Source organism: Serratia sp. EC4 (assembly GCF_059652115.1).
Genome location: NZ_JBNIDE010000016.1, coordinates 1 through 21,846, shown reverse-complemented (window position 1 = coordinate 21,846; position 21,846 = coordinate 1). Strand labels below are relative to the sequence as shown.

At 56.8% G+C, this 21,846-nt stretch carries 18 protein-coding genes; 7 read left to right on the top strand and 11 right to left on the bottom strand.

Annotation, left to right across the window (positions count from 1 at the left end; all coding sequences use genetic code 11):
• Window positions 1–114: 114 nt before the first annotated feature.
• The 7 genes from thiC to ACP39K_RS23825 all read left to right on the top strand — a co-directional run bounded on the left by thiC (window position 115) and on the right by ACP39K_RS23825 (window position 7,051).
• On the top strand, window positions 115–2,058 hold the full coding sequence (thiC, locus tag ACP39K_RS23855) for a phosphomethylpyrimidine synthase ThiC (protein WP_330765426.1): 1,944 nt from the start codon (window positions 115–117) through the stop codon (window positions 2,056–2,058).
• Window positions 2,051–2,701 (top strand): thiamine phosphate synthase, encoded by a 651-nt coding sequence (gene thiE, locus ACP39K_RS23850; RefSeq protein WP_016929422.1) that lies wholly within the window; start codon window positions 2,051–2,053, stop codon window positions 2,699–2,701. Before thiC ends, thiE begins: the two co-directional genes overlap by 8 nt.
• The gene (locus tag ACP39K_RS23845; protein ID WP_048796956.1) at window positions 2,694–3,443 is read left to right on the top strand and encodes a HesA/MoeB/ThiF family protein; all 750 of its coding nucleotides are present in this window, start codon (window positions 2,694–2,696) and stop codon (window positions 3,441–3,443) included. The genes thiE and ACP39K_RS23845 overlap by 8 nt, the downstream gene beginning before the upstream one ends.
• Window positions 3,440–3,640, top strand: a complete 201-nt coding sequence (thiS, locus tag ACP39K_RS23840; RefSeq protein WP_016929423.1) for a sulfur carrier protein ThiS — start codon at window positions 3,440–3,442, stop codon at window positions 3,638–3,640. Before ACP39K_RS23845 ends, thiS begins: the two co-directional genes overlap by 4 nt.
• 1 nt (window position 3,641) lies before the next feature.
• Entirely contained in the window at window positions 3,642–4,421 is a 780-nt protein-coding gene (locus ACP39K_RS23835; RefSeq protein ID WP_060445405.1) for a thiazole synthase, read from the top strand.
• Entirely contained in the window at window positions 4,421–5,554 is a 1,134-nt protein-coding gene (gene thiH / locus ACP39K_RS23830) for a 2-iminoacetate synthase ThiH (protein WP_048796954.1), read from the top strand. The genes ACP39K_RS23835 and thiH overlap by 1 nt, the downstream gene beginning before the upstream one ends.
• Before the next feature lie 717 nt (window positions 5,555–6,271).
• Window positions 6,272–7,051, top strand: coding sequence for a helix-turn-helix domain-containing protein (locus ACP39K_RS23825; protein WP_491037703.1), 780 nt, complete (start codon window positions 6,272–6,274; stop codon window positions 7,049–7,051).
• Here ACP39K_RS23825 and ACP39K_RS23820 read toward each other — a convergent pair.
• From ACP39K_RS23820 to secE, 11 genes are all read right to left on the bottom strand, one after another.
• The gene (locus tag ACP39K_RS23820) at window positions 7,037–8,311 is read right to left on the bottom strand and encodes a sensor histidine kinase (protein WP_048796952.1); all 1,275 of its coding nucleotides are present in this window, start codon (window positions 8,309–8,311) and stop codon (window positions 7,037–7,039) included. The genes ACP39K_RS23825 and ACP39K_RS23820 overlap by 15 nt on opposite strands.
• 1 nt (window position 8,312) lies before the next feature.
• On the bottom strand, window positions 8,313–8,777 hold the full coding sequence (locus ACP39K_RS23815) for a putative pterin-binding protein (RefSeq protein WP_033638966.1): 465 nt from the start codon (window positions 8,775–8,777) through the stop codon (window positions 8,313–8,315).
• A complete protein-coding gene (locus ACP39K_RS23810; protein WP_497008949.1) occupies window positions 8,777–9,223 on the bottom strand; it encodes a GNAT family N-acetyltransferase in 447 nt (148 codons plus the stop codon). The genes ACP39K_RS23815 and ACP39K_RS23810 overlap by 1 nt, the downstream gene beginning before the upstream one ends.
• 166 nt (window positions 9,224–9,389) lie before the next feature.
• Window positions 9,390–13,613, bottom strand: coding sequence for a DNA-directed RNA polymerase subunit beta' (gene rpoC / locus ACP39K_RS23805; protein ID WP_004929899.1), 4,224 nt, complete (start codon window positions 13,611–13,613; stop codon window positions 9,390–9,392).
• Window positions 13,614–13,731: 118 nt separating this feature from the next.
• The gene (rpoB, locus tag ACP39K_RS23800; RefSeq protein WP_004929900.1) at window positions 13,732–17,760 is read right to left on the bottom strand and encodes a DNA-directed RNA polymerase subunit beta; all 4,029 of its coding nucleotides are present in this window, start codon (window positions 17,758–17,760) and stop codon (window positions 13,732–13,734) included.
• A 332-nt stretch (window positions 17,761–18,092) separates the two neighbouring features.
• A complete protein-coding gene (gene rplL / locus ACP39K_RS23795; RefSeq protein ID WP_004929903.1) occupies window positions 18,093–18,458 on the bottom strand; it encodes a 50S ribosomal protein L7/L12 in 366 nt (121 codons plus the stop codon).
• Between the two features lie 63 nt (window positions 18,459–18,521).
• Window positions 18,522–19,019, bottom strand: coding sequence for a 50S ribosomal protein L10 (gene rplJ / locus ACP39K_RS23790; protein WP_004929905.1), 498 nt, complete (start codon window positions 19,017–19,019; stop codon window positions 18,522–18,524).
• Between the two features lie 338 nt (window positions 19,020–19,357).
• Complete coding sequence (gene rplA / locus ACP39K_RS23785) at window positions 19,358–20,062, bottom strand: 50S ribosomal protein L1 (RefSeq protein ID WP_048795940.1); 705 nt, start codon at window positions 20,060–20,062, stop codon at window positions 19,358–19,360.
• A 3-nt stretch (window positions 20,063–20,065) separates the two neighbouring features.
• Entirely contained in the window at window positions 20,066–20,494 is a 429-nt protein-coding gene (gene rplK / locus ACP39K_RS23780; RefSeq protein ID WP_004929911.1) for a 50S ribosomal protein L11, read from the bottom strand.
• 165 nt (window positions 20,495–20,659) lie between these two features.
• Window positions 20,660–21,205 carry a transcription termination/antitermination protein NusG gene (nusG, locus tag ACP39K_RS23775; RefSeq protein ID WP_004929914.1) on the bottom strand — a complete coding sequence of 182 codons (546 nt, stop codon included), beginning with the start codon at window positions 21,203–21,205 and terminating at the stop codon, window positions 20,660–20,662.
• A 1-nt stretch (window position 21,206) separates the two neighbouring features.
• Window positions 21,207–21,590: a preprotein translocase subunit SecE gene (gene secE, locus ACP39K_RS23770; RefSeq protein WP_004929916.1), complete on the bottom strand. Its 384-nt coding sequence runs from the start codon at window positions 21,588–21,590 to the stop codon at window positions 21,207–21,209.
• Between the last annotated feature and the right edge of the window lie 256 nt (window positions 21,591–21,846).

Below are 21,846 nucleotides of genomic sequence, written 5' to 3'. Positions count from 1 at the left end.
CCATAGGCACGGCCTTCCCCTTGCGGGCGCCCTGCCTTATCGGCCACCATCATTACTCCCTCCGAGCTCCAGACAAGCAACTTTCCCAACCCAACACACTGGTAGGAACTTGCTATGTCTAACGTTAATCCACCGCGCGCCCGTAAAGCGCAACGCGAAGCCGCCCAGCAGTTTATCGACACGCTGCAAGGCATGGCTTTCCCAAACTCACGCCGCATCTACCTGCAGGGCTCGCGCCGCGATATCCAGGTGCCGATGCGCGAAATTCAGCTCAGTCCGACCCTGGTCGGCGGCAGCAAAGATAGCCCGCAGTATGAACCCAACGAGGCGATCCCGGTATATGACACCGCCGGCCCCTACGGCGATCCGCAGGCCAAGCTCGATGTGCACGCCGGCCTGGCCAAACTGCGTGCCGGCTGGATCGACGCGCGCGGCGATACTGCGACCCTGAGCGGCGCCAGCTCCGGCTTCACCCAGCAGCGGCTGGCGGACGAGGGGCTGGATCACCTGCGCTTCGAGCATCTGCCGCTGCCGCGCAAAGCGCTGCCGGGCAAGCGTGTGACCCAGCTGCACTATGCCCGCGCCGGCATCGTCACCCCAGAGATGGAGTTTATCGCCATCCGTGAAAACATGGGGCGCGAGCGCATTCGCGGCGAGGTGCTGCGCCACCAGCATCCGGGCCAAAGCTGGGGCGCCAACCTGCCGGACAACATCACGCCGGAGTTCGTGCGCCAGGAAGTGGCCGCCGGCCGCGCCATCATTCCCGCCAACATCAACCATCCGGAGGCGGAGCCGATGATCATCGGCCGCAATTTCCTGGTGAAGGTGAACGCCAATATCGGCAACTCGGCGGTCACCTCGTCGATCGAAGAAGAGGTGGAGAAGCTGGTGTGGGCCACCCGCTGGGGCGCGGACACCGTGATGGATCTCTCCACCGGCCGCTATATTCACGAAACCCGCGAGTGGATCCTGCGCAACAGCCCGGTGCCCATCGGCACCGTGCCGATCTACCAGGCACTGGAGAAGGTCAACGGCGTGGCAGAAAACCTCACCTGGGAGATGTTCCGCGATACGCTGCTGGAACAGGCTGAACAAGGGGTCGATTATTTCACCATCCACGCCGGCGTGCTGCTGCGCTACGTGCCGATGACCGCCAAACGCCTGACCGGCATCGTGTCGCGCGGCGGCTCGATCATGGCCAAATGGTGTCTGTCGCACCATCAGGAAAACTTCCTCTATCAGCACTTCCGCGAAATCTGCGAGATCTGCGCCGCCTACGACGTTTCGCTGTCGCTCGGCGACGGCCTGCGCCCCGGCTCGATTCAGGACGCCAACGACGAGGCCCAGTTCGCAGAGCTGCATACGCTGGGCGAGCTGACCAAAATCGCCTGGGAATACGACGTGCAGGTGATGATCGAAGGCCCGGGCCACGTGCCGATGCAGATGATCCGCCGCAACATGACCGAAGAGCTGGAACATTGCCACGAAGCGCCGTTCTACACCCTCGGCCCGCTGACCACCGATATCGCCCCGGGCTATGACCATTTCACTTCCGGCATCGGCGCGGCGATGATCGGCTGGTTCGGCTGCGCCATGCTGTGTTACGTCACGCCGAAAGAGCACCTCGGCCTGCCGAACAAAGAAGACGTCAAACAGGGCCTGATCACCTACAAGATCGCCGCTCACGCCGCCGATCTGGCCAAAGGCCATCCGGGCGCGCAGATCCGCGATAACGCCATGTCCAAGGCGCGTTTCGAATTCCGCTGGGAAGATCAGTTCAATCTGGCGCTCGATCCGGCCACCGCGCGCGCCTATCACGACGAAACCCTGCCGCAGGAATCCGGCAAGGTCGCCCACTTCTGCTCGATGTGCGGGCCGAAATTCTGCTCGATGAAGATTTCGCAGGAGGTGCGCGACTACGCCGCCGCCCAGGAGGTCGCCAAGCCGATCGAAGTGCAACTGACCGGCATGGAGAAAATGTCCGCCGAGTTCCGCGCCCGCGGCAGCGAGCTGTATCACAGCGCCGGCACGCTGCAAGAGGAGACAAGCAATGACTGATATCACGACCCCCTTCCCGGCGACGCCCTACAAACTGGGGCTCTACCCGGTCGTCGACAGCGTGGAATGGATCGCTCGCCTGCTTGAGGCCGGCGTCACCACCATCCAGCTGCGCATCAAGGATTTGCCTGACGAGCAGGTCGAAGAGGATATCGCCGCCGCCATCGCGCTGGGCCAGCGTTATCAGGCGCGGCTGTTCATTAACGACTACTGGCGGCTGGCGATCAAGCACGGCGCCTACGGCGTGCATCTGGGCCAGGAAGATCTTGATACCACCGATCTGGCTGCCATTCACCGCGCCGGGTTGCGGCTCGGCGTGTCCACCCATGACGACGCCGAACTGGCGCGCGCGCTGGCGGTGAAACCGTCCTACATCGCGCTGGGGCACATCTTCCCCACCCAAACCAAAGACATGCCTTCGGCGCCGCAGGGGCTGACGGAGTTGAAACGCCACATCGCCGGCCTGGCGGATTACCCGACGGTGGCGATCGGCGGGATCAGTATCGATCGCGTACCGGCGGTGCTGGCGTGCGGCGTTGGCAGCGTCGCGGTGGTCAGCGCCATCACCCAGGCGCCGGACTGGCGCGCGGCGACGGCCGAGCTGCTGCGGCTGATCGAAGGCGAGGATCCGAACGATGCTTAACGATCAGGAATTCCTGCGCTACAGCCGCCAACTGCTGCTGGAGGACGTCGGCCCGGAAGGCCAGGAGAAACTCAAGCGCGCCACGGTGCTGATCGTCGGTTTGGGCGGGCTCGGCTCCCCGGCTTCGTTGTACCTGGCCGCCGCCGGCGTCGGCACGCTGCTGTTGGCCGACGACGACCAGCTGCACGTCACCAACCTGCAGCGGCAAATCCTCTACCGCAGCGCCGATACCGCCACCGGTAAGGCGGCGCTGGCGCAACGCCATCTGCAGGCGCTGAACCCATTGGTGGAATCCATCCCGCTGGCGCAGCGGCTGCAAGGGCAAGCGCTGCGCGACGCGGTCACCCGCGCCGATTTGGTGCTGGACTGCTGCGACAATATGGCGACCCGCCATGAGGTCAACGCCGCCTGCATCGCCGCCGCCAAGCCGCTGATCAGCGGCAGCGCGGTCGGCTTCAGCGGCCAGCTGCTGGTGCTCGAGCCGCCCTATGCGCACGGCTGTTACGCCTGCCTGTACCCGGAGCAGGAAGAGCCGCAGCGCAACTGCCGCACCGCCGGGGTACTCGGCCCGGTGGTCGGCGTGATCGGCACTCTGCAAGCGCTGGAGGCCATCAAGATGCTGGCCGGCATGCCTTCCTCCCTCAGCGGGAAACTGCGGCTGTTCGACGGCAAGCGGCAGAGTTGGAGCACGCTGCAACTGAGCCAGGCCCGCGCCTGCCCGGTATGCGGAGGCGCGGCATGAAGATCCGTCTTAACGATCAGCCGCTGGAGCTGGCGCAGCCGCTCAGCGTCGCCGCCCTGCTGACCCAGCTGGAACGCCACCAGCCGGGCACCGCGCTGGCGATAAACCAAACCATCATCCCGCGCGCCGACTGGGCCGACCACCAGGTGCAGGACGGTGACGATATTTTACTGTTTCAAGCGATCGCCGGAGGCTGACATGCTGAAAATCGCCGATACCACTTTTACCTCGCGCCTGTTCACCGGCACCGGCAAGTTCGCCACCCCGGCATTGATGCTGGAGGCGCTGGCGGCCTCCGGTTCACAGCTGGTGACCATGGCCATGAAGCGCGTCGATCTGCGCGGCGGCAACGACGCCATTTTGGCGCCGCTGCAGCAGTTGGGCGTCAGGCTGTTGCCCAACACCTCCGGCGCCAAAACCGCCGCCGAAGCGGTGTTCGCCGCCCGGCTGGCGCGTGAAGCGCTCGGCACCCGCTGGGTAAAGCTGGAGATCCATCCCGATGTGAAATACCTGCTGCCTGATCCGATAGAAACGCTGAAGGCGGCGGAAACGCTGGTGAAAGACGGTTTTGTCGTGCTGCCCTATTGCGGCGCCGATCCGGTGCTGTGTAAACGGCTGGAAGAAGCGGGCTGCGCGGCGGTGATGCCGCTCGGCGCCCCTATCGGCTCCAACCGCGGTCTGCGCACCCGCGACTTCCTCGAGATCATCATCGAACAGGCCAAAGTGCCGGTGGTGGTCGACGCCGGCATCGGCGCGCCGAGCCACGCGCTGGAAGCGATGGAGCTGGGCGCCGACGCGGTGTTGGTGAATACCGCCATCGCCGTGGCGCGCGACCCGGTGCAAATGGCGCGGGCGTTTCGTCAGGCGCTGGAGGCCGGCGAACTGGCGCGCAACGCCGGACTGGGCGCCAGCCAGCGCGGGGCGGTCGCCTCCAGCCCGCTGACCGCCTTCCTCAGCCTGCCAGAGGAGGCGCAGTGATGGGCGACGATTTCAGTAGCCGCTGGCAACAGCTGGATTGGGACGATATTACGCTGCGCATCAACGGCAAAACCGCGCGCGACGTGGAACGCGCGTTGAACGCCGACAAGCTGACGCGCGACGACTTTATGGCGCTGATCTCCCCCGCCGCCGCGCCGTATCTGGAACCGCTGGCGCAGCGCGCGCAGCAGCTGACCCGTCAGCGGTTCGGCAACGTCGTTAGCTTCTATGTGCCGCTGTACCTCTCTAACCTGTGCGCCAACGACTGCACCTACTGCGGCTTTTCGATGAGCAACCGCATCAAGCGCAAAACGCTGGATGCGGCGGAGATCGCACGCGAGTGCGAAGCCATCAAGGCGCTGGGGTTCGAACACCTGTTGCTGGTCACCGGCGAGCATCAGACCAAGGTCGGCATGAACTATTTCCGCCGGCACATTCCGGCGATCCGCAGCCACTTCAGCTCGCTGATGATGGAAGTGCAGCCGCTGGCGCAGGACGAGTACGCCGAGCTGAAAACGCTGGGCCTGGACGGCGTGCTGGTGTACCAGGAAACCTACCATCCGGCCACCTATCTGCAGCATCACCTGCGCGGCCAGAAGCAGGATTTCCATTGGCGCCTGGCCACACCGGATCGCCTGGGGCGCGCCGGGATCGACAAGATCGGCCTCGGCGCGTTGATCGGCCTCTCCAACAGCTGGCGCACCGACTGTTACCTGCTGGCGGAACATCTGTTCTACCTGCAGCAAACTTACTGGCAGAGCCGCTACTCGATCTCGTTCCCGCGTCTGCGCCCCTGCGCCGGCGGCATTGAACCGGCGTCGATCATGAGCGAGCCTCAACTGGTGCAGCTGATCTGCGCCTTCCGGCTGTTCGCGCCGGACGTTGAGCTGTCACTGTCTACGCGTGAGTCGCCGTACTTCCGCGATCATATGATCCCGGTGGCGATCAACAGCGTCAGCGCCGGCTCCAAGACGCAGCCCGGCGGCTATGCCGATGACGTGCCGCCGGAGCTGGAACAGTTCGAACCGCACGACGGCCGCACGCCGCAGCAGGTCGCCGAGGCCATCAGCAACGCCGGGCTGCAGCCGGTGTGGAAAGACTGGGACGGTTATCTGGGACGCGGTGCGCAATAAGCGGCAACGTTTGCCGCCGCGTGAAGAAAACGCTGGAGCGGCCGCGCAATGCTGAACGCCGATGCTGGCGTCGACAAGCCCCCCGCTTATAGTGACCTTGCCGACCGCCAAATCCGGCGTCGGCCGGGGCCGTCTCCCTCTCGATAGCCCCGCCTTATCCCATCCCGGATCGCGCAGAGACTCTCTGCGCGACTCCGGTTCCTCCTTGGATTTGCGCCGGCGGGGCATGCGGACAGGCCGTTTTGGCGACTCGGCTGACAGGAGCAACTGCGTTCTGCAATAACTCAGAGTGAGATTCAAAGGGCGACGGTTACAACAGAAAGTGGAGAGCGTGGAAAAAGAAGGCACTGCAAAGAAGATGCGCGACAAGAGAAGCTTGAAGGATAATCCCCGGCGCTGCCAATGGCCCTGGTGCTGGCCGCGGATCTTTTTGCCGCCTGCTCCCTGCTTACGGACAAGAGCAGGCGGTTTATTTTGTGAGACTGGCACCCCCCCAGGACGCGAATCACACAGTATGTGCGCTAATTAACCACATAAACGGCGAAATGTGAATGTCTTTTGAGTGTTTTTTTATTCAGTATCGAGTGTGTTTTGAGTTTGCCAAGGAAAATCAAACTGATATCACCGCAATACCCGAGGCTTCATCTATAATCCAGCACGGGTCCTCAAACAGGTTTTTCAACGCTCGCGGTTAACATCAAAAAAGCCAAGGTTGTCATGAAGAAAACGCCAAATTACATCGATGCAATCAGCGCGTTGCTCACTCTGAAAGGAGTTGGCGACAGAAAACATGCCTCCACGATGGCCAACATACTGAACCTTCAGTACAACAGCGCCAAACAGAAGCTGGATGGCAAAAGGGGCATCACCCTCGATGAAGTCAAAAAGGTTTTCCAGTATTTCAACGAGCCGTTTGCCGGCCAACGGACACATAACGGCGTGTTTATCATGAACAGCATTCACAAGCGCTGCAACATTGAGGTCGACGAGCGCCCGGTCACGCAAGCGGACAACGGCGAAACTTACGCCTACAAAAAGGACGATCTTTTCATCATCAACACCAACCGGGAACATGCCGCCAATGCCCCGCTGTACAAAGTCAACAAGATAGACTTTCTGCCGGCCCCGCGTATCGCGATCCTGGACAATGACAGTGATATTCTCGAACTGTTGAAGAAGATCGCCAGCCGCTACGGCATCGAAACGGAGACCTTTCAGACGGCGGACGCCATGCTGGCCGCGCTGGAGCAGCAGTCCTTTGAGGCGTTTATTTTGGACTGGCTGTTGGACTTCGGCGAGACTTCCGAACGCGTCGTGAAGAAAATTAAAGACGCCCTCGATCCGCACGCCCGCATCATCATTCTGACCGGCCAGCTGAATCACTACGAGAAAAACATCGGCGATATGATCCTGCACTATGACGTGCACTTGGTGGAAAAACCGACCAAGCCGCTGATTATCTCCTCGCTGTTGCTGTCGAACCTATTCTTTAATTAGTTTGATCGGGATGCGGATCAAAAACGATGAGCCAACCCCTTCGACGGATTTGACCTTGATGGCGCCTTTCATCGTCGTGACGTAATTTTTGATAATGGTCAGCCCCAGCCCCAACCCCTGCCGCGTTTCCCTTTCCAGCCCCTGATTGAACGCCTTATATAACCGATCCAGATTATCGACGTTAAACCCGATGCCGGTGTCTTTTACCCGCAAATACAGATTGCCGTGACACACCTTCACATTGAGGAGGATCGCGCCGTGGTGGGTAAATTTGTCCGCGTTGCTGAGCAGGTTGGCCAATATTCGGTAGAGCTTGTATTTATCAGAACCAATCAGGCCGGCATAAGACGAACGGTGGATCACGAGCCGATTGCCTCGCCCGGCGCCGATGCCGGTTACGGCATCCTCCACCACCTCATTCAGCCGGAAGGTGGAAATATTGATTTTAACTTCTCCCATCTCAAGCCGAGAATAATCCATCACCTCGCGCGTTTGTTCGGCGATCTTGTTGCCGTGATAGGAGATCAGGCGGGCTTCTTTTTTCAACTCTTCCTGCGCTAGCTCGTGTTCCATGATATCCGCGGCAATGACGATGGCCTGGGTCGAGCCGGCGATCTCGTGGTAGATGGAAGAGATAAAGATGTTCTTGTTCTTGATGATCTCTTTCAACGAGAAGGCATTTCTCAGCACCAGGAACATCATCAGGAACACCAAAATCAGCGAAAAGAGGGCGAACATCTCGGCTTTACTCGAGTTGTCCTGGATGATGCCTTTCACTTCGGTAAAGTTTTTAATCTGTATCCGATAAATAATTTCCTGGATATCGACCAGCGTGCCCTCGATATCATCCATATAAGAGAGAATGTCCGCCTTGTTTTTCTGCCCCACCAGCAAGCCGGCAGAAAGATCGTCCAACGTGCGATACTGCCGCTTCAGCAGCGCAACATTTTTGATGAACTCGTCGTCGTAATAAAAAGAGTCGCTGAAGGTCGAACGGCTCTCCAGGATCTGAATCTTCGAGTAGAAGATTTTCTTTTTGATCTGGAAGGCGTCGTAATCGTTGTTTTCACTGAGCAACAGCGCGGTTTTGGTCCTTTCAAACGCCAGAAACAGGATCTCGGCCACCGAGTAGTTGTCCAGGTTGGGCTCGATCTGCTTATAGCGCTCTTTTACGCCGCCGAAGTTAATGGCAATCAACAAAATCAATAAGGAGAAGATGGCAACCAACGCGATAAGAGTACCGATCAGTTTTTTGCTCATCTTATTTCAGCTCCAACCTTTTAACTTGCCAGACGGTTTTCGCATTCACATCCAGGTTATTCAGCTCAGCATAGCCATCGCGCGGATAAATAATGGCGAACGGCCCCAGCTCACCAACGTCGATCGGCTTGCCGCCGCGCTGGTAGGCGACGATCACACGGTATTTAATCATCTCGTCAATCGGCATCGAATAAGAGTAATCATCCCAGGCGAAAGCGCGCACCGACTGGCCTTTCAGGTGATAGGCTTTCACTAACTCCGCAAACTCAACGCCGGTGAACATATCTTCCGGGGTGAAATTGGTCGAGGTTTTAATCGTGTGCTGCGGCATCGCCTCCAGCATCTGCCGGGTTATCTTGATCTTCTCGCCATCGAGCGGTTTCAGGTAAAAATAGTCAACGGCCGCATACAGCGGCGTGCTGAACAGCGAAAGCAGCAGTAACGTCATCAATCCTTTGATTGTCATTATTCAGCCTCTTTACGTTTTACCAGTTCGGCCTGGCCGAACTCATCCTGCCCGACCACGGCCCAGCCGTGATGTTGATAAAAGCCTTCGGCTTTGGAGCCGGGATCGGTGGTTAAGTGGATCGCTTCGGCGCCGCGCTCAAACATCCAGGCGGTGACCCGCGCCAACAAGGCGGAGCCGATCCCCTTCGACTGGTATTCCGGCTTCACGAACAGGCCGCCGATCAGCGGTTCAGGGATGAATAACCCGAAACCAACGCCGGCATAGTCGTCGCCATGCTTGCAGATCCAGCCGCCGCCCTGGTTGATGTCCTCCAGCGCCTGCCTGCGCTGCAGATACTGGATCTGATGCGGGTGCAGCAGGTTTTCTTCAACGGAAAAGCGGATCTCATACAGGTAAGGCAGGTGTTGCGCCGTCAATTTTTCGTAGGTAATGAGGCTGTCCATGTTCGCACTGTCCTTGGTTGTCTGGTAAAAAACGCGGTCAATTTCTGCTGTAACCATAGTAGCAAAGTTTGCTCGGCCCCGGCATGAGGCGAAAAAAAACCGCCCCCGAGGGAGCGGTTTATCTGGCGATGGGCCCGGCATGCCGGGCCCGCGGCGCGGATGACGATTACTCGTCGTCGCTGCCGCCCAGGCCTGCATTGAGCAGCTCGGCCAGGTTAGCCGTCGCTTCTTCCGCGCTGACTTGCGGAACAACCGGCGCTTCACCCTGAGCACGGCGACGCATGCGATCCTGATGATAAGCGTAACCGGTACCGGCTGGGATCAGACGGCCCACGATGACGTTCTCTTTCAGGCCACGCAGTTCATCACGCTTGCCGGCTACGGCAGCTTCGGTCAGAACGCGCGTCGTTTCCTGGAACGATGCGGCGGAGATGAAGGACTCGGTCGCCAAGGAAGCCTTGGTGATACCCAGCAGATCGCGCGAGAAGGTTGCCGCGATTTTACCTTCAGCTTCCAGCTGACGGTTGGCAATCTTGACGCGAGACACTTCAGCCTGCTCGCCTTCCAGGAACTCGGAGCCACCAGCGCTAACGATGGTGCCTTTACGCAGCATCTGACGAACGATAACTTCGATGTGCTTATCGTTAATCTTAACGCCTTGCAGACGGTAAACTTCCTGCACTTCGTTGGTGATGTAGCGGGTAACCGCATGCACGCCACGCAGACGCAGAATGTCGTGCGGAGACTCTGGGCCGTCGGAAACGACGTCACCACGTTCCACCACTTCGCCTTCGAACACGTTGAGCTGACGCCATTTCGGAATCATCTCTTCGTAAGCGTCGCTGCCGTCCAGCGGAGAGATCACCAGGCGACGTTTGCCTTTGGTCTCTTTACCGAACGAGATAATCCCGCTGATTTCAGCCAGGATTGCCGGCTCTTTCGGACGACGCGCTTCGAACAGGTCGGCAACGCGCGGCAGACCACCGGTAATATCCTTGGTACCGCCGGATTCCTGAGGAATACGCGCCAGGGTATCACCCGCACCGATCTGAATGCCATCTTCCAGCTGAACGATCGCTTTACCCGGCAGGAAGTATTGAGCAGGCATATCAGTACCTGGGATCAATACGTCTTCGCCCTGAGCGTCAACGATTTTCAGTGCCGGACGCAGGTCTTTACCGCTACCGGTACGCTCTGCGCTGTCCAGAACAACCAGAGAAGACAAACCGGTCAGTTCGTCGGTCTGACGAGTAATCGTCTGGCCGTCAACCATGTCCGCGAAGCGAATGAAGCCGCTGACTTCACTGATGACCGGCATGGTGTGCGGATCCCAGTTAGCGACGGTTTCGCCGCCATTAACTTCTTCACCGTCGCCTTTGCCCATCACGGCGCCGTAAGGCACCTTGTAGCTTTCTTTGGTACGGCCGAATTCGTCGATCAGTTTCAGTTCGGTGTTACGCGAGGTGATCACCAGCTTGCCTGCGGCGTTCATAACGAACTTCGCGTTGCTCAGCTTGATGCTACCCTTGTTTTTCACCTGAATGCTGGATTCAGCAGCCGCACGAGATGCCGCACCACCGATGTGGAACGTACGCATCGTCAGCTGTGTACCCGGCTCACCGATGGACTGTGCCGCGATAACGCCGATGGCTTCGCCTTTGTTGATGATGTGGCCACGTGCCAGGTCGCGACCATAGCAGTTTGCACACACACCAAAGTCGGTTTCACAGCTCACCACGGAACGGACTTTAACGCTGTCGACAGAGTTCTCTTCCAACAGGTCACACGCCTTCTCGTTCAGCAGGGTGTTGCGTGGCACCAGAATGTCCGCCGTACCCGGCTTGAGGACGTCTTCTGCCGTCACACGGCCCAGAACGCGTTCACGCAGCGGCTCTTTCACGTCGCCACCTTCGATAACCGGAGTCATCAGGATGCCGTCGTGGGTGCCACAGTCGTCTTCGGTCACCACCAGATCCTGCGCCACGTCAACCAGACGACGGGTCAGATAACCGGAGTTCGCGGTTTTCAGTGCGGTATCCGCCAGACCTTTACGAGCACCGTGGGTGGAGATGAAGTACTGGAGTACGTTCAGACCTTCACGGAAGTTCGCGGTGATTGGCGTTTCGATGATGGAGCCGTCCGGCTTCGCCATCAGACCACGCATACCGGCCAGCTGACGAATCTGAGCGGCGGAACCACGCGCACCGGAGTCGGCCATCATGAAGATGCTGTTGAAGGAAACTTGCTGTTCCACTTCGCCGTCACGGTTAACCACGTCTTCTACCGACAGGTTTTCCATCATCGCTTTAGCAACGCGTTCGTTCGCTGCAGCCCAGATATCGATCACTTTGTTGTAGCGTTCGCCGGCGGTAACCAGACCAGACTGGAACTGCTCCTGGATCTCGGCAACTTCGGTTTCCGCTTCTTCGATGATCTCCGCTTTCTTGGCCGGGATAACCATGTCGTCGATGCCTACGGAAGCGCCGGAACGGGCTGCGTAAGCAAAACCGGTGTACATGATCTGGTCAGCAAAGATAACGGTCGGCTTCAGGCCCAGGATGCGGTAACAGGTGTTCAGCATCTTGGAGATCGCTTTCTTGCCCAAAGGCTGGTTAACGATCGCGTACGGCAGACCTTTCGGTACGATCATCCACAGGATGGCGCGGCCGATGGTGGTGTCGATGATGCTGGTCTGAGAGGTCCACTCGCCTTCGGCGTTTTTGACGTCTTCGGTGATACGCACTTTAACGCGCGCATGCAGAGACGCCAGGCCGGCGCGGTAAACGCGCTCAGCTTCTTTGGAACCGTTCAGCACCATGCCTTCGCCCTTGGCGTTAACACAGTCGCGGGTCATGTAGTACAGACCCAGTACAACGTCCTGAGAAGGAACGATGATTGGCTCGCCGTTCGCTGGGGACAGGATGTTGTTGGTGGACATCATCAGCGCACGCGCTTCCAGCTGGGCTTCCAGCGTCAGCGGCACGTGAACGGCCATCTGGTCACCATCGAAGTCGGCGTTGTATGCCGCACAAACCAGCGGGTGCAGCTGGATCGCTTTACCTTCGATCAGAACCGGTTCAAACGCCTGGATACCCAAACGGTGCAGGGTTGGTGCACGGTTCAGCAGTACCGGGTGTTCGCGGATCACTTCGTCCAGGATATCCCAAACGACGGCTTCTTCACGCTCAACCATTTTCTTGGCGGCTTTGATGGTGGTGGCCAGGCCACGCAGCTCCAACTTGCCGTAGATGAACGGTTTGAACAGCTCCAGCGCCATCTTTTTAGGCAGACCGCACTGATGCAGACGCAGGTATGGACCTACGGTGATTACGGAACGGCCGGAGTAGTCAACGCGTTTACCGAGCAGGTTCTGACGGAAACGACCCTGCTTACCTTTGATCATGTCGGCCAAAGATTTCAGAGGACGTTTGTTGGAACCGGTGATCGCACGACCGCGACGGCCGTTATCCAGCAGGGCGTCTACCGCTTCTTGCAGCATACGCTTTTCGTTGCGCACGATGATGTCCGGCGCAGCCAGATCCAGCAGGCGTTTCAGACGGTTGTTACGGTTGATCACGCGGCGATACAGATCGTTCAGATCCGACGTCGCGAAACGGCCGCCATCCAGCGGAACCAGTGGACGCAGATCCGGCGGCAGTACCGGCAGCACGGTCAGGATCATCCACTCCGGCTTGTTGCCGGACTGTACGAACGCTTCCAGCAGCTTGATACGCTTGGTCAGCTTCTTGCGCTTGGTTTCGGAGTTGGTTTCGTTCAGCTCTTCACGCAGCTGCTCGCACTCGGCTTCCAGATCCATGTTTTTCAACAGGGCCTGAATAGCTTCCGCACCCATCTTGGCGTCGAATTCGTCACCGAACTCTTCCAGCGCGTCCAGATACTGCTCTTCGGTCAGGATCTGACGACGCTCGAGGTTGGTCATACCGCCTTCGACCACCACATAGGATTCGAAGTACAGTACGCGTTCGATGTCACGCAGCGGCATATCCAGCAGCAAACCGATGCGGGATGGCAGCGATTTCAGGAACCAGATGTGCGCAGTCGGGGAAGCCAGTTCGATGTGGCCCATGCGCTCACGACGCACTTTGGTCTGGGTCACTTCAACGCCGCACTTCTCACAGATCACGCCGCGGTGTTTCAAGCGCTTGTACTTACCGCACAGGCACTCGTAATCTTTTACCGGCCCGAAGATACGGGCGCAGAAAAGGCCGTCACGCTCTGGTTTGAACGTACGGTAGTTAATGGTTTCCGGCTTCTTAACTTCACCGAACGACCACGAACGGATCATGTCTGGCGAGGCCAGAGCAATCTTGATCGCATCAAACTCTTCGGTCTTAGTTTGCGCTTTCAGAAACTTCAATAAGTCTTTCACGGATTGGCTCCTGTCGGAGTTAAACCTGTTGGGCACCCACAACCGCAGTAGGTACCCGTGTGACCTGAACAACCACCCTCAGGCTCCCTTAGGCGGGGAGCCTGAGCCGGAATGACGATTACTCGTCTTCCAGTTCGATGTTGATGCCGAGCGAGCGGATTTCTTTCAACAGTACGTTGAAGGACTCCGGCATGCCTGGCTCCATCCGGTGATCGCCATCCACGATGTTTTTGTACATCTTGGTACGGCCGTTAACGTCATCCGACTTAACGGTGAGCATTTCCTGCAGGGTATAAGCCGCGCCGTATGCTTCCAGTGCCCACACTTCCATCTCACCGAAGCGTTGACCACCGAACTGCGCTTTACCACCCAGAGGCTGCTGAGTAACCAAGCTGTAAGAACCGGTTGAACGGGCGTGCATTTTATCGTCAACCAAGTGGTTCAGTTTCAGCATGTACATATAGCCGACAGTAACCTGGCGCTCGAATTGCTCACCGGTACGGCCATCGAACAGCGTGATCTGACCGGAGGTCGGGATACCGCCCATTTCCAGCAGCTTCTTGATTTCAGTCTCTTTCGCACCGTCAAACACCGGCGTTGCGATCGGCATACCTTTTTTCAGGTTCTCTGCCAGACGCAGCACTTCGTCGTCGCTGAAGGTGTTCAGGTCAACTTTCTGGCAAACGTCGTCGCCCAGATCGTAGGCCTTCTGGATGAACTCACGCAGCTTGGCCACTTCCTGCTGCTGCTTCAGCATCTGGTTGATCTTCTCACCGATGCCTTTCGCAGCCATACCCAGGTGGGTTTCCAGGATCTGACCGATGTTCATACGTGATGGTACGCCCAGCGGGTTCAGTACGATGTCTACCGGCGTGCCGTTTTCATCGTAAGGCATATCTTCGATCGGGTTGATCTTGGAGATAACACCCTTGTTACCGTGGCGGCCCGCCATCTTGTCACCCGGTTGGATCTGACGTTTAACGGCCAGATAAACCTTGACGATTTTCAGTACGCCCGGCGCCAGATCGTCGCCCTGAGTGATCTTACGACGCTTGGCTTCCAGCTTCTTCTCGAAGTCGGATTTCAGTTCGTCGTACTGCTCAGCCAGCTGCTCCAGCTGGTTTTGCTTCTCTTCGTCGGTCAGGCCCAGTTCCAGCCAGCGATCGCGCGGCAGCTTGCTCAGCTTGTCGGCTTCGATGCCACCGGCAACCAACACCGCGTGGATACGCGCAAACAGGCCGGCTTCCAGGATCTGCAGTTCTTCAGTCAGGTCTTTCTTCGCCTGCTTCAGCTGCATCTCTTCGATTTCCAACGCGCGCTTGTCTTTTTCCACGCCATCGCGGGTGAAGACCTGCACGTCGATAACCGTACCGGAAACGCCGTTCGGTACACGCAGAGAAGAGTCTTTAACGTCAGACGCTTTCTCACCGAAGATCGCACGCAGCAGTTTCTCTTCCGGCGTCAGCTGGGTTTCGCCTTTAGGCGTTACCTTACCGACCAGAATGTCACCGCCGGTCACTTCAGCACCGATATACACGATACCGGATTCATCCAGCTTGGAGAGCGCCGCTTCACCCACGTTAGGGATGTCGGCGGTGATCTCTTCAGGCCCCAGCTTGGTGTCGCGAGACACGCACGCCAGTTCCTGAATGTGGATGGTGGTGAAGCGATCTTCCTGCACCACGCGCTCGGAGACCAAGATGGAGTCTTCGAAGTTGTAGCCGTTCCAAGGCATGAACGCTACGCGCATGTTCTGGCCCAGCGCCAGTTCGCCCAGATCTGTCGATGGGCCATCCGCCAGCACGTCGCCGCGCTCGATTGGCTCACCCAGATTCACACACGGCATCTGGTTGATGCAGGTGTTCTGGTTAGAACGGGTGTACTTGGTCAGGTTGTAAATATCGATACCTGCTTCGCCCGGGTACATCTCGTCTTCGTTAACTTTGATAACGATACGGGAAGCATCCACGTACTGGATCACACCGCCGCGTTTGGCAACGGCGGTTACGCCGGAGTCAACCGCTACAGCGCGTTCCATACCGGTACCGACCAGCGGCTTGTCAGCGCGCAGGGTTGGTACGGCCTGACGTTGCATGTTCGCACCCATCAATGCACGGTTGGCGTCATCGTGTTCCAGGAATGGAATCAGTGAAGCACCAACGGAAACGACCTGCTGGGTGGATACGTCCATGTAGTCAACCTGGTCGCGGCTGAACAGGCTTGATTCGCCTTTGCTACGACAGGTGACCAGGTCTTCTACGAAGCGGCCTTCTTCATCCAGGTTGGAGTTCGCCTGGGCGATAACGAAGTTGCCTTCTTCAATAGCAGACAGGTAGTTGATTTCATCGGTCACCACGCCGTCACGTACGCGGCGGTACGGGGTTTCCAGGAAGCCATACTCGTTAGTCTGTGCGTACACGGACAGGGAGTTGATCAGACCGATGTTTGGACCTTCCGGCGTTTCGATTGGGCACACGCGGCCGTAGTGGGTCGGGTGTACGTCTCGAACTTCAAAGCCGGCGCGCTCACGGGTCAGACCGCCCGGGCCCAGTGCGGAGATACGACGCTTGTGCGTGATCTCGGACAGCGGGTTGTTCTGGTCCATGAACTGGGACAGCTGGCTGGAGCCGAAGAACTCTTTCACCGCCGCCGAAATCGGCTTGGCGTTGATCATGTCCTGAGGCATCAGGGTATCCAGATCGCCCAGAGACAAACGCTCTTTCACCGCACGCTCAACACGCACCAGACCTACGCGGAACTGGTTCTCGGCCATTTCGCCAACGGAGCGGATACGGCGGTTGCCCAAGTGGTCGATATCGTCCACTTCGCCCTTGCCGTTACGGATATCGATGAGCTTCTTCATCACTTCGATGATGTCGTCTTTGCTCAGAATGCCCGAACCTTCGATCTCGTCGCGCAGCAGAGAACGGTTGAACTTCATACGGCCAACCGCGGACAGATCGTAGCGGTCTTCGGAGAAGAACAGGTTCTCGAACAGGCTTTCGGCAGCTTCGCGCGTTGGCGGCTCACCAGGACGCATCATGCGGTAGATTTCTACCAGCGAGCTCAGACGATCGTTGGTCGGATCGACACGCAGCGTTTCAGAGATGTACGCGCCGTGGTCCAGATCGTTGGTGAACAGCGTTTCGATGCGCTTGTGGCCGGACTGGCTCAGCTTGGCCAGCAGATCCAGCGACAGCTCCATGTTGGCTGCGCAGATCAGTTCGCCGGTATTGGTATCGATATAGTCTTTCGCGACCACTTTGCCCGCGATGTACTCTACCGGTACTTCAATGCTCTGAATGTCGTCTTTTTCCAGCTGACGGATATGACGAGCGGTGATGCGACGGCCTTTCTCTACGTAGATCTTGCCGTTGGCTTCGATATCGAACGAAGCGGTCTCACCACGCAGGCGCTCTGGCACCAGCTCCATCTGCAGCTTGTTGTCGCGGATTTCGAAGACGATCTTGTCAAAGAACAGGTCGAGGATCTGTTCAGTGGTGTAGTTCAGCGCGCGCAGAATGATGGTCGCAGGCAATTTGCGGCGACGGTCAATACGCACGAACAGGTTGTCTTTCGGATCGAACTCGAAGTCCAACCATGAACCGCGGTAAGGGATGATGCGTGCGTTGTACAGCACTTTACCCGAGGAGTGGGTTTTACCCTTATCGCTGTCGAAGAATACGCCAGGACTACGGTGCAACTGAGATACGATAACCCTCTCAGTACCGTTGATCACAAAGGTGCCGTTTTCGGTCATGAGCGGAATTTCGCCCATGTAGACTTCTTGTTCCTTGATGTCTTTGACCGTACCTTCAGGCGCTTCGCGCTCATAGATAACCAGGCGCAGTTTTACGCGCAGCGGTGCAGAGAACGTCACACCACGGATCTGGCACTCTTTGACGTCGAAGACCGGCTCACCAAGACGGTAGCTAACGTATTGCAGCTCCGAATTGCCACTGTAGCTCTGGATAGGGAAAACAGAACGGAATGCGGCTTCAAGGCCGTACTGCCCTTCTGGATCTTGCTCGATAAACTTCTGGAACGAGTCAAGCTGGATAGAAAGGAGATATGGTATGTCCAGCACTTGTGGACGTTTACCAAAATCCTTACGAATACGTTTTTTCTCGGTATAGGAGTAAACCATAGGGTTCCTCAGCTCGCTGATCAGTGACCCAATCTGTCCGTCCGATTAGGGACAGTTCATGCAACACCGTTTTGTCGACCGGAAAGCGGGAACACTTTCCGCAATGTCTCTTGCTATCACGCTTAAACCATTTCATCGCGCCTTCCCCCAGAACTCCTGGTAGTGCAAAGACCGCGGTATATTAAGTCGTCAATAGAAACAAACATTGGGAGGCGAAACCAGCAGCCAAACAGTGTGAAACGCTACTGGCGCCCTACAGCGCAAAAAGGCTGGTGACTAAAAAGTCACCAGCCATCAGCCTAAAAGACTAGGCTGCAACCGGAAAGGTTGGCTTATTTAACTTCAACTTCTGCGCCAGCTTCTTCCAGAGATTTTTTCAGAGCTTCTGCGTCATCTTTGCTCACGCCTTCTTTCAGAGCGGCTGGAGCAGATTCAACCAGGTCTTTAGCTTCTTTCAGACCCAGGCCGGTAGCGCCACGTACTGCTTTGATAACAGCAACTTTGTTAGCGCCTGCAGCTTTCAGGATAACGTCGAATTCAGTTTTCTCTTCAGCAGCTTCAGCTGGGCCAGCAGCAACAGCTACAGCAGCAGCAGCAGAAACGCCGAATTTTTCTTCCATAGCGGAAACCAGTTCAACAACGTCCATTACGGACATAGCGGCAACTGCTTCCAGGATTTGGTCTTTAGTGATAGACATAACAATTGTTCCTAAAATTCAGAAATAGTTTAAATACGTTAGCAAAGGCTAAGAAAGAGTGGCTTACGCCGCTTCTTTCTGATCGCGTACTGCAGCCAGAGTGCGAACCAGTTTGCCGGCAGCGGCTTCTTTCATGGTTGCCATCAGGCGTGCGATCGCTTCTTCGTAAGTTGGCAGCGTCGCCAGGCGGTCGATTTGCGCCGCTGGGATCAGCTCACCTTCAAAGGCCGCAGCTTTAACCTCGAATTTTGCATTCGCTTTCGCGAACTCTTTGAACAGACGAGCAGCAGCGCCCGGGTGTTCGTGAGAGAATGCAATCAAGGTTGGACCGACAAACGTGTCTTTCAGGCATTCGAATGGAGTGCCTTCAACTACGCGACGCATCAGGGTGTTGCGAACAACACGCATGTAAACGCCAGCTTCACGACCTGCTTTACGCAGTTCAGTCATTTTATCTACGGTAACGCCGCGGGAATCCGCAACAACCGCAGACAGCGCGCCTTTGGCTACTTCGCTGACTTCAGCAACAATCGCTTGTTTGTCTTGAAGATTTAATGCCATTAGCTTTTTGCTCCTGGATTAGCCGGGGAAAATCCCCCGGAACTCACTTCACTCGGCGCTTTGTAAAACGCCACGCCGAGCGGCTTAACACGGTGAGCAGAATCCAGCAAAGACATTCTTTTATAAAAAAGAAAAATTTTCTTAGGCTCTGTCACCGTCTACGCAGGAAGGATTAAGTATCTTGCGATACACCTGCGGTCTTGGACGGAGGCCTGGATAGGCCAGGCTCCAACCGAAAAATCTTTGTTTTGCCTACGGCATAGCCAATAGCAAAACCTTGGGGCATAAGATTCTAGACAAATCTCGGCCCCAAGTCAAAGCGATAATCGCAAGTGCGATTAGTTCGCTGCGGCAGACAGACCGCTCTGATCGATAGCAACGCCAGCACCCATGGTGGTGGAGAGGCTAACTTTCTTGATGTACATGCCTTTCGCCTGAGAAGGTTTTGCTTTTTTCAGCGCAACCAGCAGGGCTTCCAGGTTTTCTTTCAGTTTGTCTGCGTCGAAATCAACCTTACCGATAGTGGTATGGATGATGCCGTTTTTGTCGTTACGATAGCGAACCTGACCTGCTTTAGCGTTTTTCACTGCTTCAGCAACGTTCGGAGTAACGGTACCCACTTTCGGGTTTGGCATCAGGCCGCGTGGACCCAGGATCTGGCCCAGTTGACCAACAACGCGCATTGCATCCGGGGAAGCAATAACAACGTCGAAGTTCATTTCGCCTTTCTTGATCTGCTCAGCCAGATCGTCCATACCTACCAGCTCTGCGCCTGCAGCTTTCGCAGCTTCAGCGTTAGCGCCTTGGGCAAATACGGCAACGCGAACGGAACGACCGGTGCCGTGTGGCAGAACGGTAGCGCCACGAACGTTTTGGTCAGATTTACGAGCGTCGATGCCGAGGTTAACGGCAACGTCAACGCTTTCTACGAATTTAGCGGTGGCCAGCTCTTTCAGCAGAGCAACAGCTTCAGTGATGTCATACTGTTTAGTAGCATCAACTTTGTCACGGATCACGCGCATGCGCTTGGTCAGCTTAGCCATCTCTTAATCCTCCACTACCAGGCCCATGGAACGAGCGGTACCTTCGATGGAGCGAGTCATCGCTTCAACGTCAGAACCAGTCATGTCCGCAGCTTTGGTTTCTGCGATTTCACGTACCTGAGCACGGGTCACTTTACCTACTTTGTCTTTGTTCGGCTTACCGGAACCAGACTTGATACCAGCCGCTTTTTTCAGCAGAACTGCTGCTGGCGGGGTTTTGGTAACGAAAGTGAAGGAGCGATCAGAATAAACGGTGATAACAACCGGAATCGGCAGACCTTTTTCAATGCTGTCAGTCTTAGCATTGAACGCCTTACAGAATTCCATGATGTTAACGCCCTGCTGACCCAGAGCTGGACCCACTGGTGGGCTCGGGTTAGCCATACCAGCTGCAACTTGCAGCTTGACGTAGGCTTGTACTTTCTTAGCCATTTAAATTTCCTCGGTTTGGGTAGTATCGCCTCGTGAGAGGCTCCCCGTGTTTAACCTCGCCGGACAAAAATCAGGCAAGGCATCTAAAAACAAAAGGCGCGAAATTGTAGTTCAATTTCACGCCTTTGACAAGCGGCAACAGGCCGCTTATTGCTGATTATTCGATCAGCCTTTTTCAACCTGGCTGAAGTCCAGTTCCACCGGCGTTGCACGACCGAAGATGGAAACGGAAACTTTCAGGCGGCTCTTCTCGTAATCGACTTCTTCGACCACGCCATTGAAATCGGCAAACGGGCCGTCGTTGACGCGCACCAGCTCGCCCGGCTCGAACAGCGTTTTCGGACGCGGCTTGTCACCGACCTGCTGCAGACGGTTCATGATCGCATCAACTTCTTTATCGCTGATCGGCGCTGGACGGTCAGACGTACCGCCGATGAACCCCATGACGCGCGGTACGCTGCGCACCAGGTGCCAGCTGGCGTCATTCATCACCATCTGCACCAGCACATAGCCAGGGAAGAACTTACGCTCGCTCTTGCGACGCTGGCCGCCACGGATTTCAACCACTTCTTCCGTAGGCACCATCACTTCGCCGAACAGCTCTTCCATATCGTGCAGTTTGATGTGTTCACGCAGCGATTGTGCTACGCGACCTTCAAAACCGGAAAACGCCTGAACGACGTACCAACGTTTTTTTGGAGCTTCAGACATTTTAGAACCTCAGGCCAGTAATAAACGACACCAGACGGACCAGAATACCATCCAGCCCCCACAGAATCAGTGACATCACGGCGGTTACCGCGGCAACGATCAACGTGGTGTGCAGCGTTTCCTGACGAGTTGGCCAAATCACTTTACGTACTTCGGTACGCGCTTCACGGGCAAACGCAACGGTGGCTTTGCCTTTGGTGGTCATCAGAGCCACTGCACCTGCAACGGCGATGATCAGCACAACTGCCAGCGCGCGCAATGGCAGGCTTAAATCACGGTAGTAATAGTTACCGACAATAGCCACAACCAACAGAACGGCGACGATCAGCCACTTTGCCGCTTCCAGGCCGCGTCCGCTCCCTTGAGCCTCGGTATTCGCACTCATAAACCAACCTGTCACAATGATGATTCATAACAAACAACTTTGCCTCGCATTGCGAGGCAAACCAAACCGATCGGATAGCGCATTAGCGATATCCCGGTGTTTTACGCCATGACGTATTTCAGTCAATACGGTTTAAGAGCCCATCTCACCAATGATTATGACTGCAAAATCGCTGATGAGATAGGTTCTAGTTCACAGCGTAGAAAAAGGGCATCAAATGATGCCCTTTTACCGCGTGTCGCGTCAAACTTTATCA

Bases quoted from the DNA above. Each gene is read 5' to 3' on its own strand.
- thiC (WP_330765426.1), top strand. From the start codon at position 115: ATGTCTAACGTTAATCCACCGCGCGCCCGTAAAGCGCAACGCGAAGCC.
- thiE (WP_016929422.1), top strand. From the start codon at position 2,051: ATGACTGATATCACGACCCCCTTCCCGGCGACGCCCTACAAACTGGGG.
- ACP39K_RS23845 (WP_048796956.1), top strand. From the start codon at position 2,694: ATGCTTAACGATCAGGAATTCCTGCGCTACAGCCGCCAACTGCTGCTG.
- thiS (WP_016929423.1), top strand. From the start codon at position 3,440: ATGAAGATCCGTCTTAACGATCAGCCGCTGGAGCTGGCGCAGCCGCTC.
- ACP39K_RS23835 (WP_060445405.1), top strand. From the start codon at position 3,642: ATGCTGAAAATCGCCGATACCACTTTTACCTCGCGCCTGTTCACCGGC.
- thiH (WP_048796954.1), top strand. From the start codon at position 4,421: ATGGGCGACGATTTCAGTAGCCGCTGGCAACAGCTGGATTGGGACGAT.
- ACP39K_RS23825 (WP_491037703.1), top strand. From the start codon at position 6,272: ATGAAGAAAACGCCAAATTACATCGATGCAATCAGCGCGTTGCTCACT.
- ACP39K_RS23820 (WP_048796952.1), bottom strand. From the start codon at position 8,311: ATGAGCAAAAAACTGATCGGTACTCTTATCGCGTTGGTTGCCATCTTC.
- ACP39K_RS23815 (WP_033638966.1), bottom strand. From the start codon at position 8,777: ATGACAATCAAAGGATTGATGACGTTACTGCTGCTTTCGCTGTTCAGC.
- ACP39K_RS23810 (WP_497008949.1), bottom strand. From the start codon at position 9,223: ATGGACAGCCTCATTACCTACGAAAAATTGACGGCGCAACACCTGCCT.
- rpoB (WP_004929900.1), bottom strand. From the start codon at position 17,760: ATGGTTTACTCCTATACCGAGAAAAAACGTATTCGTAAGGATTTTGGT.
- rplL (WP_004929903.1), bottom strand. From the start codon at position 18,458: ATGTCTATCACTAAAGACCAAATCCTGGAAGCAGTTGCCGCTATGTCC.
- rplJ (WP_004929905.1), bottom strand. From the start codon at position 19,019: ATGGCATTAAATCTTCAAGACAAACAAGCGATTGTTGCTGAAGTCAGC.
- rplA (WP_048795940.1), bottom strand. From the start codon at position 20,062: ATGGCTAAGCTGACCAAGCGCATGCGCGTGATCCGTGACAAAGTTGAT.
- rplK (WP_004929911.1), bottom strand. From the start codon at position 20,494: ATGGCTAAGAAAGTACAAGCCTACGTCAAGCTGCAAGTTGCAGCTGGT.
- nusG (WP_004929914.1), bottom strand. From the start codon at position 21,205: ATGTCTGAAGCTCCAAAAAAACGTTGGTACGTCGTTCAGGCGTTTTCC.
- secE (WP_004929916.1), bottom strand. From the start codon at position 21,590: ATGAGTGCGAATACCGAGGCTCAAGGGAGCGGACGCGGCCTGGAAGCG.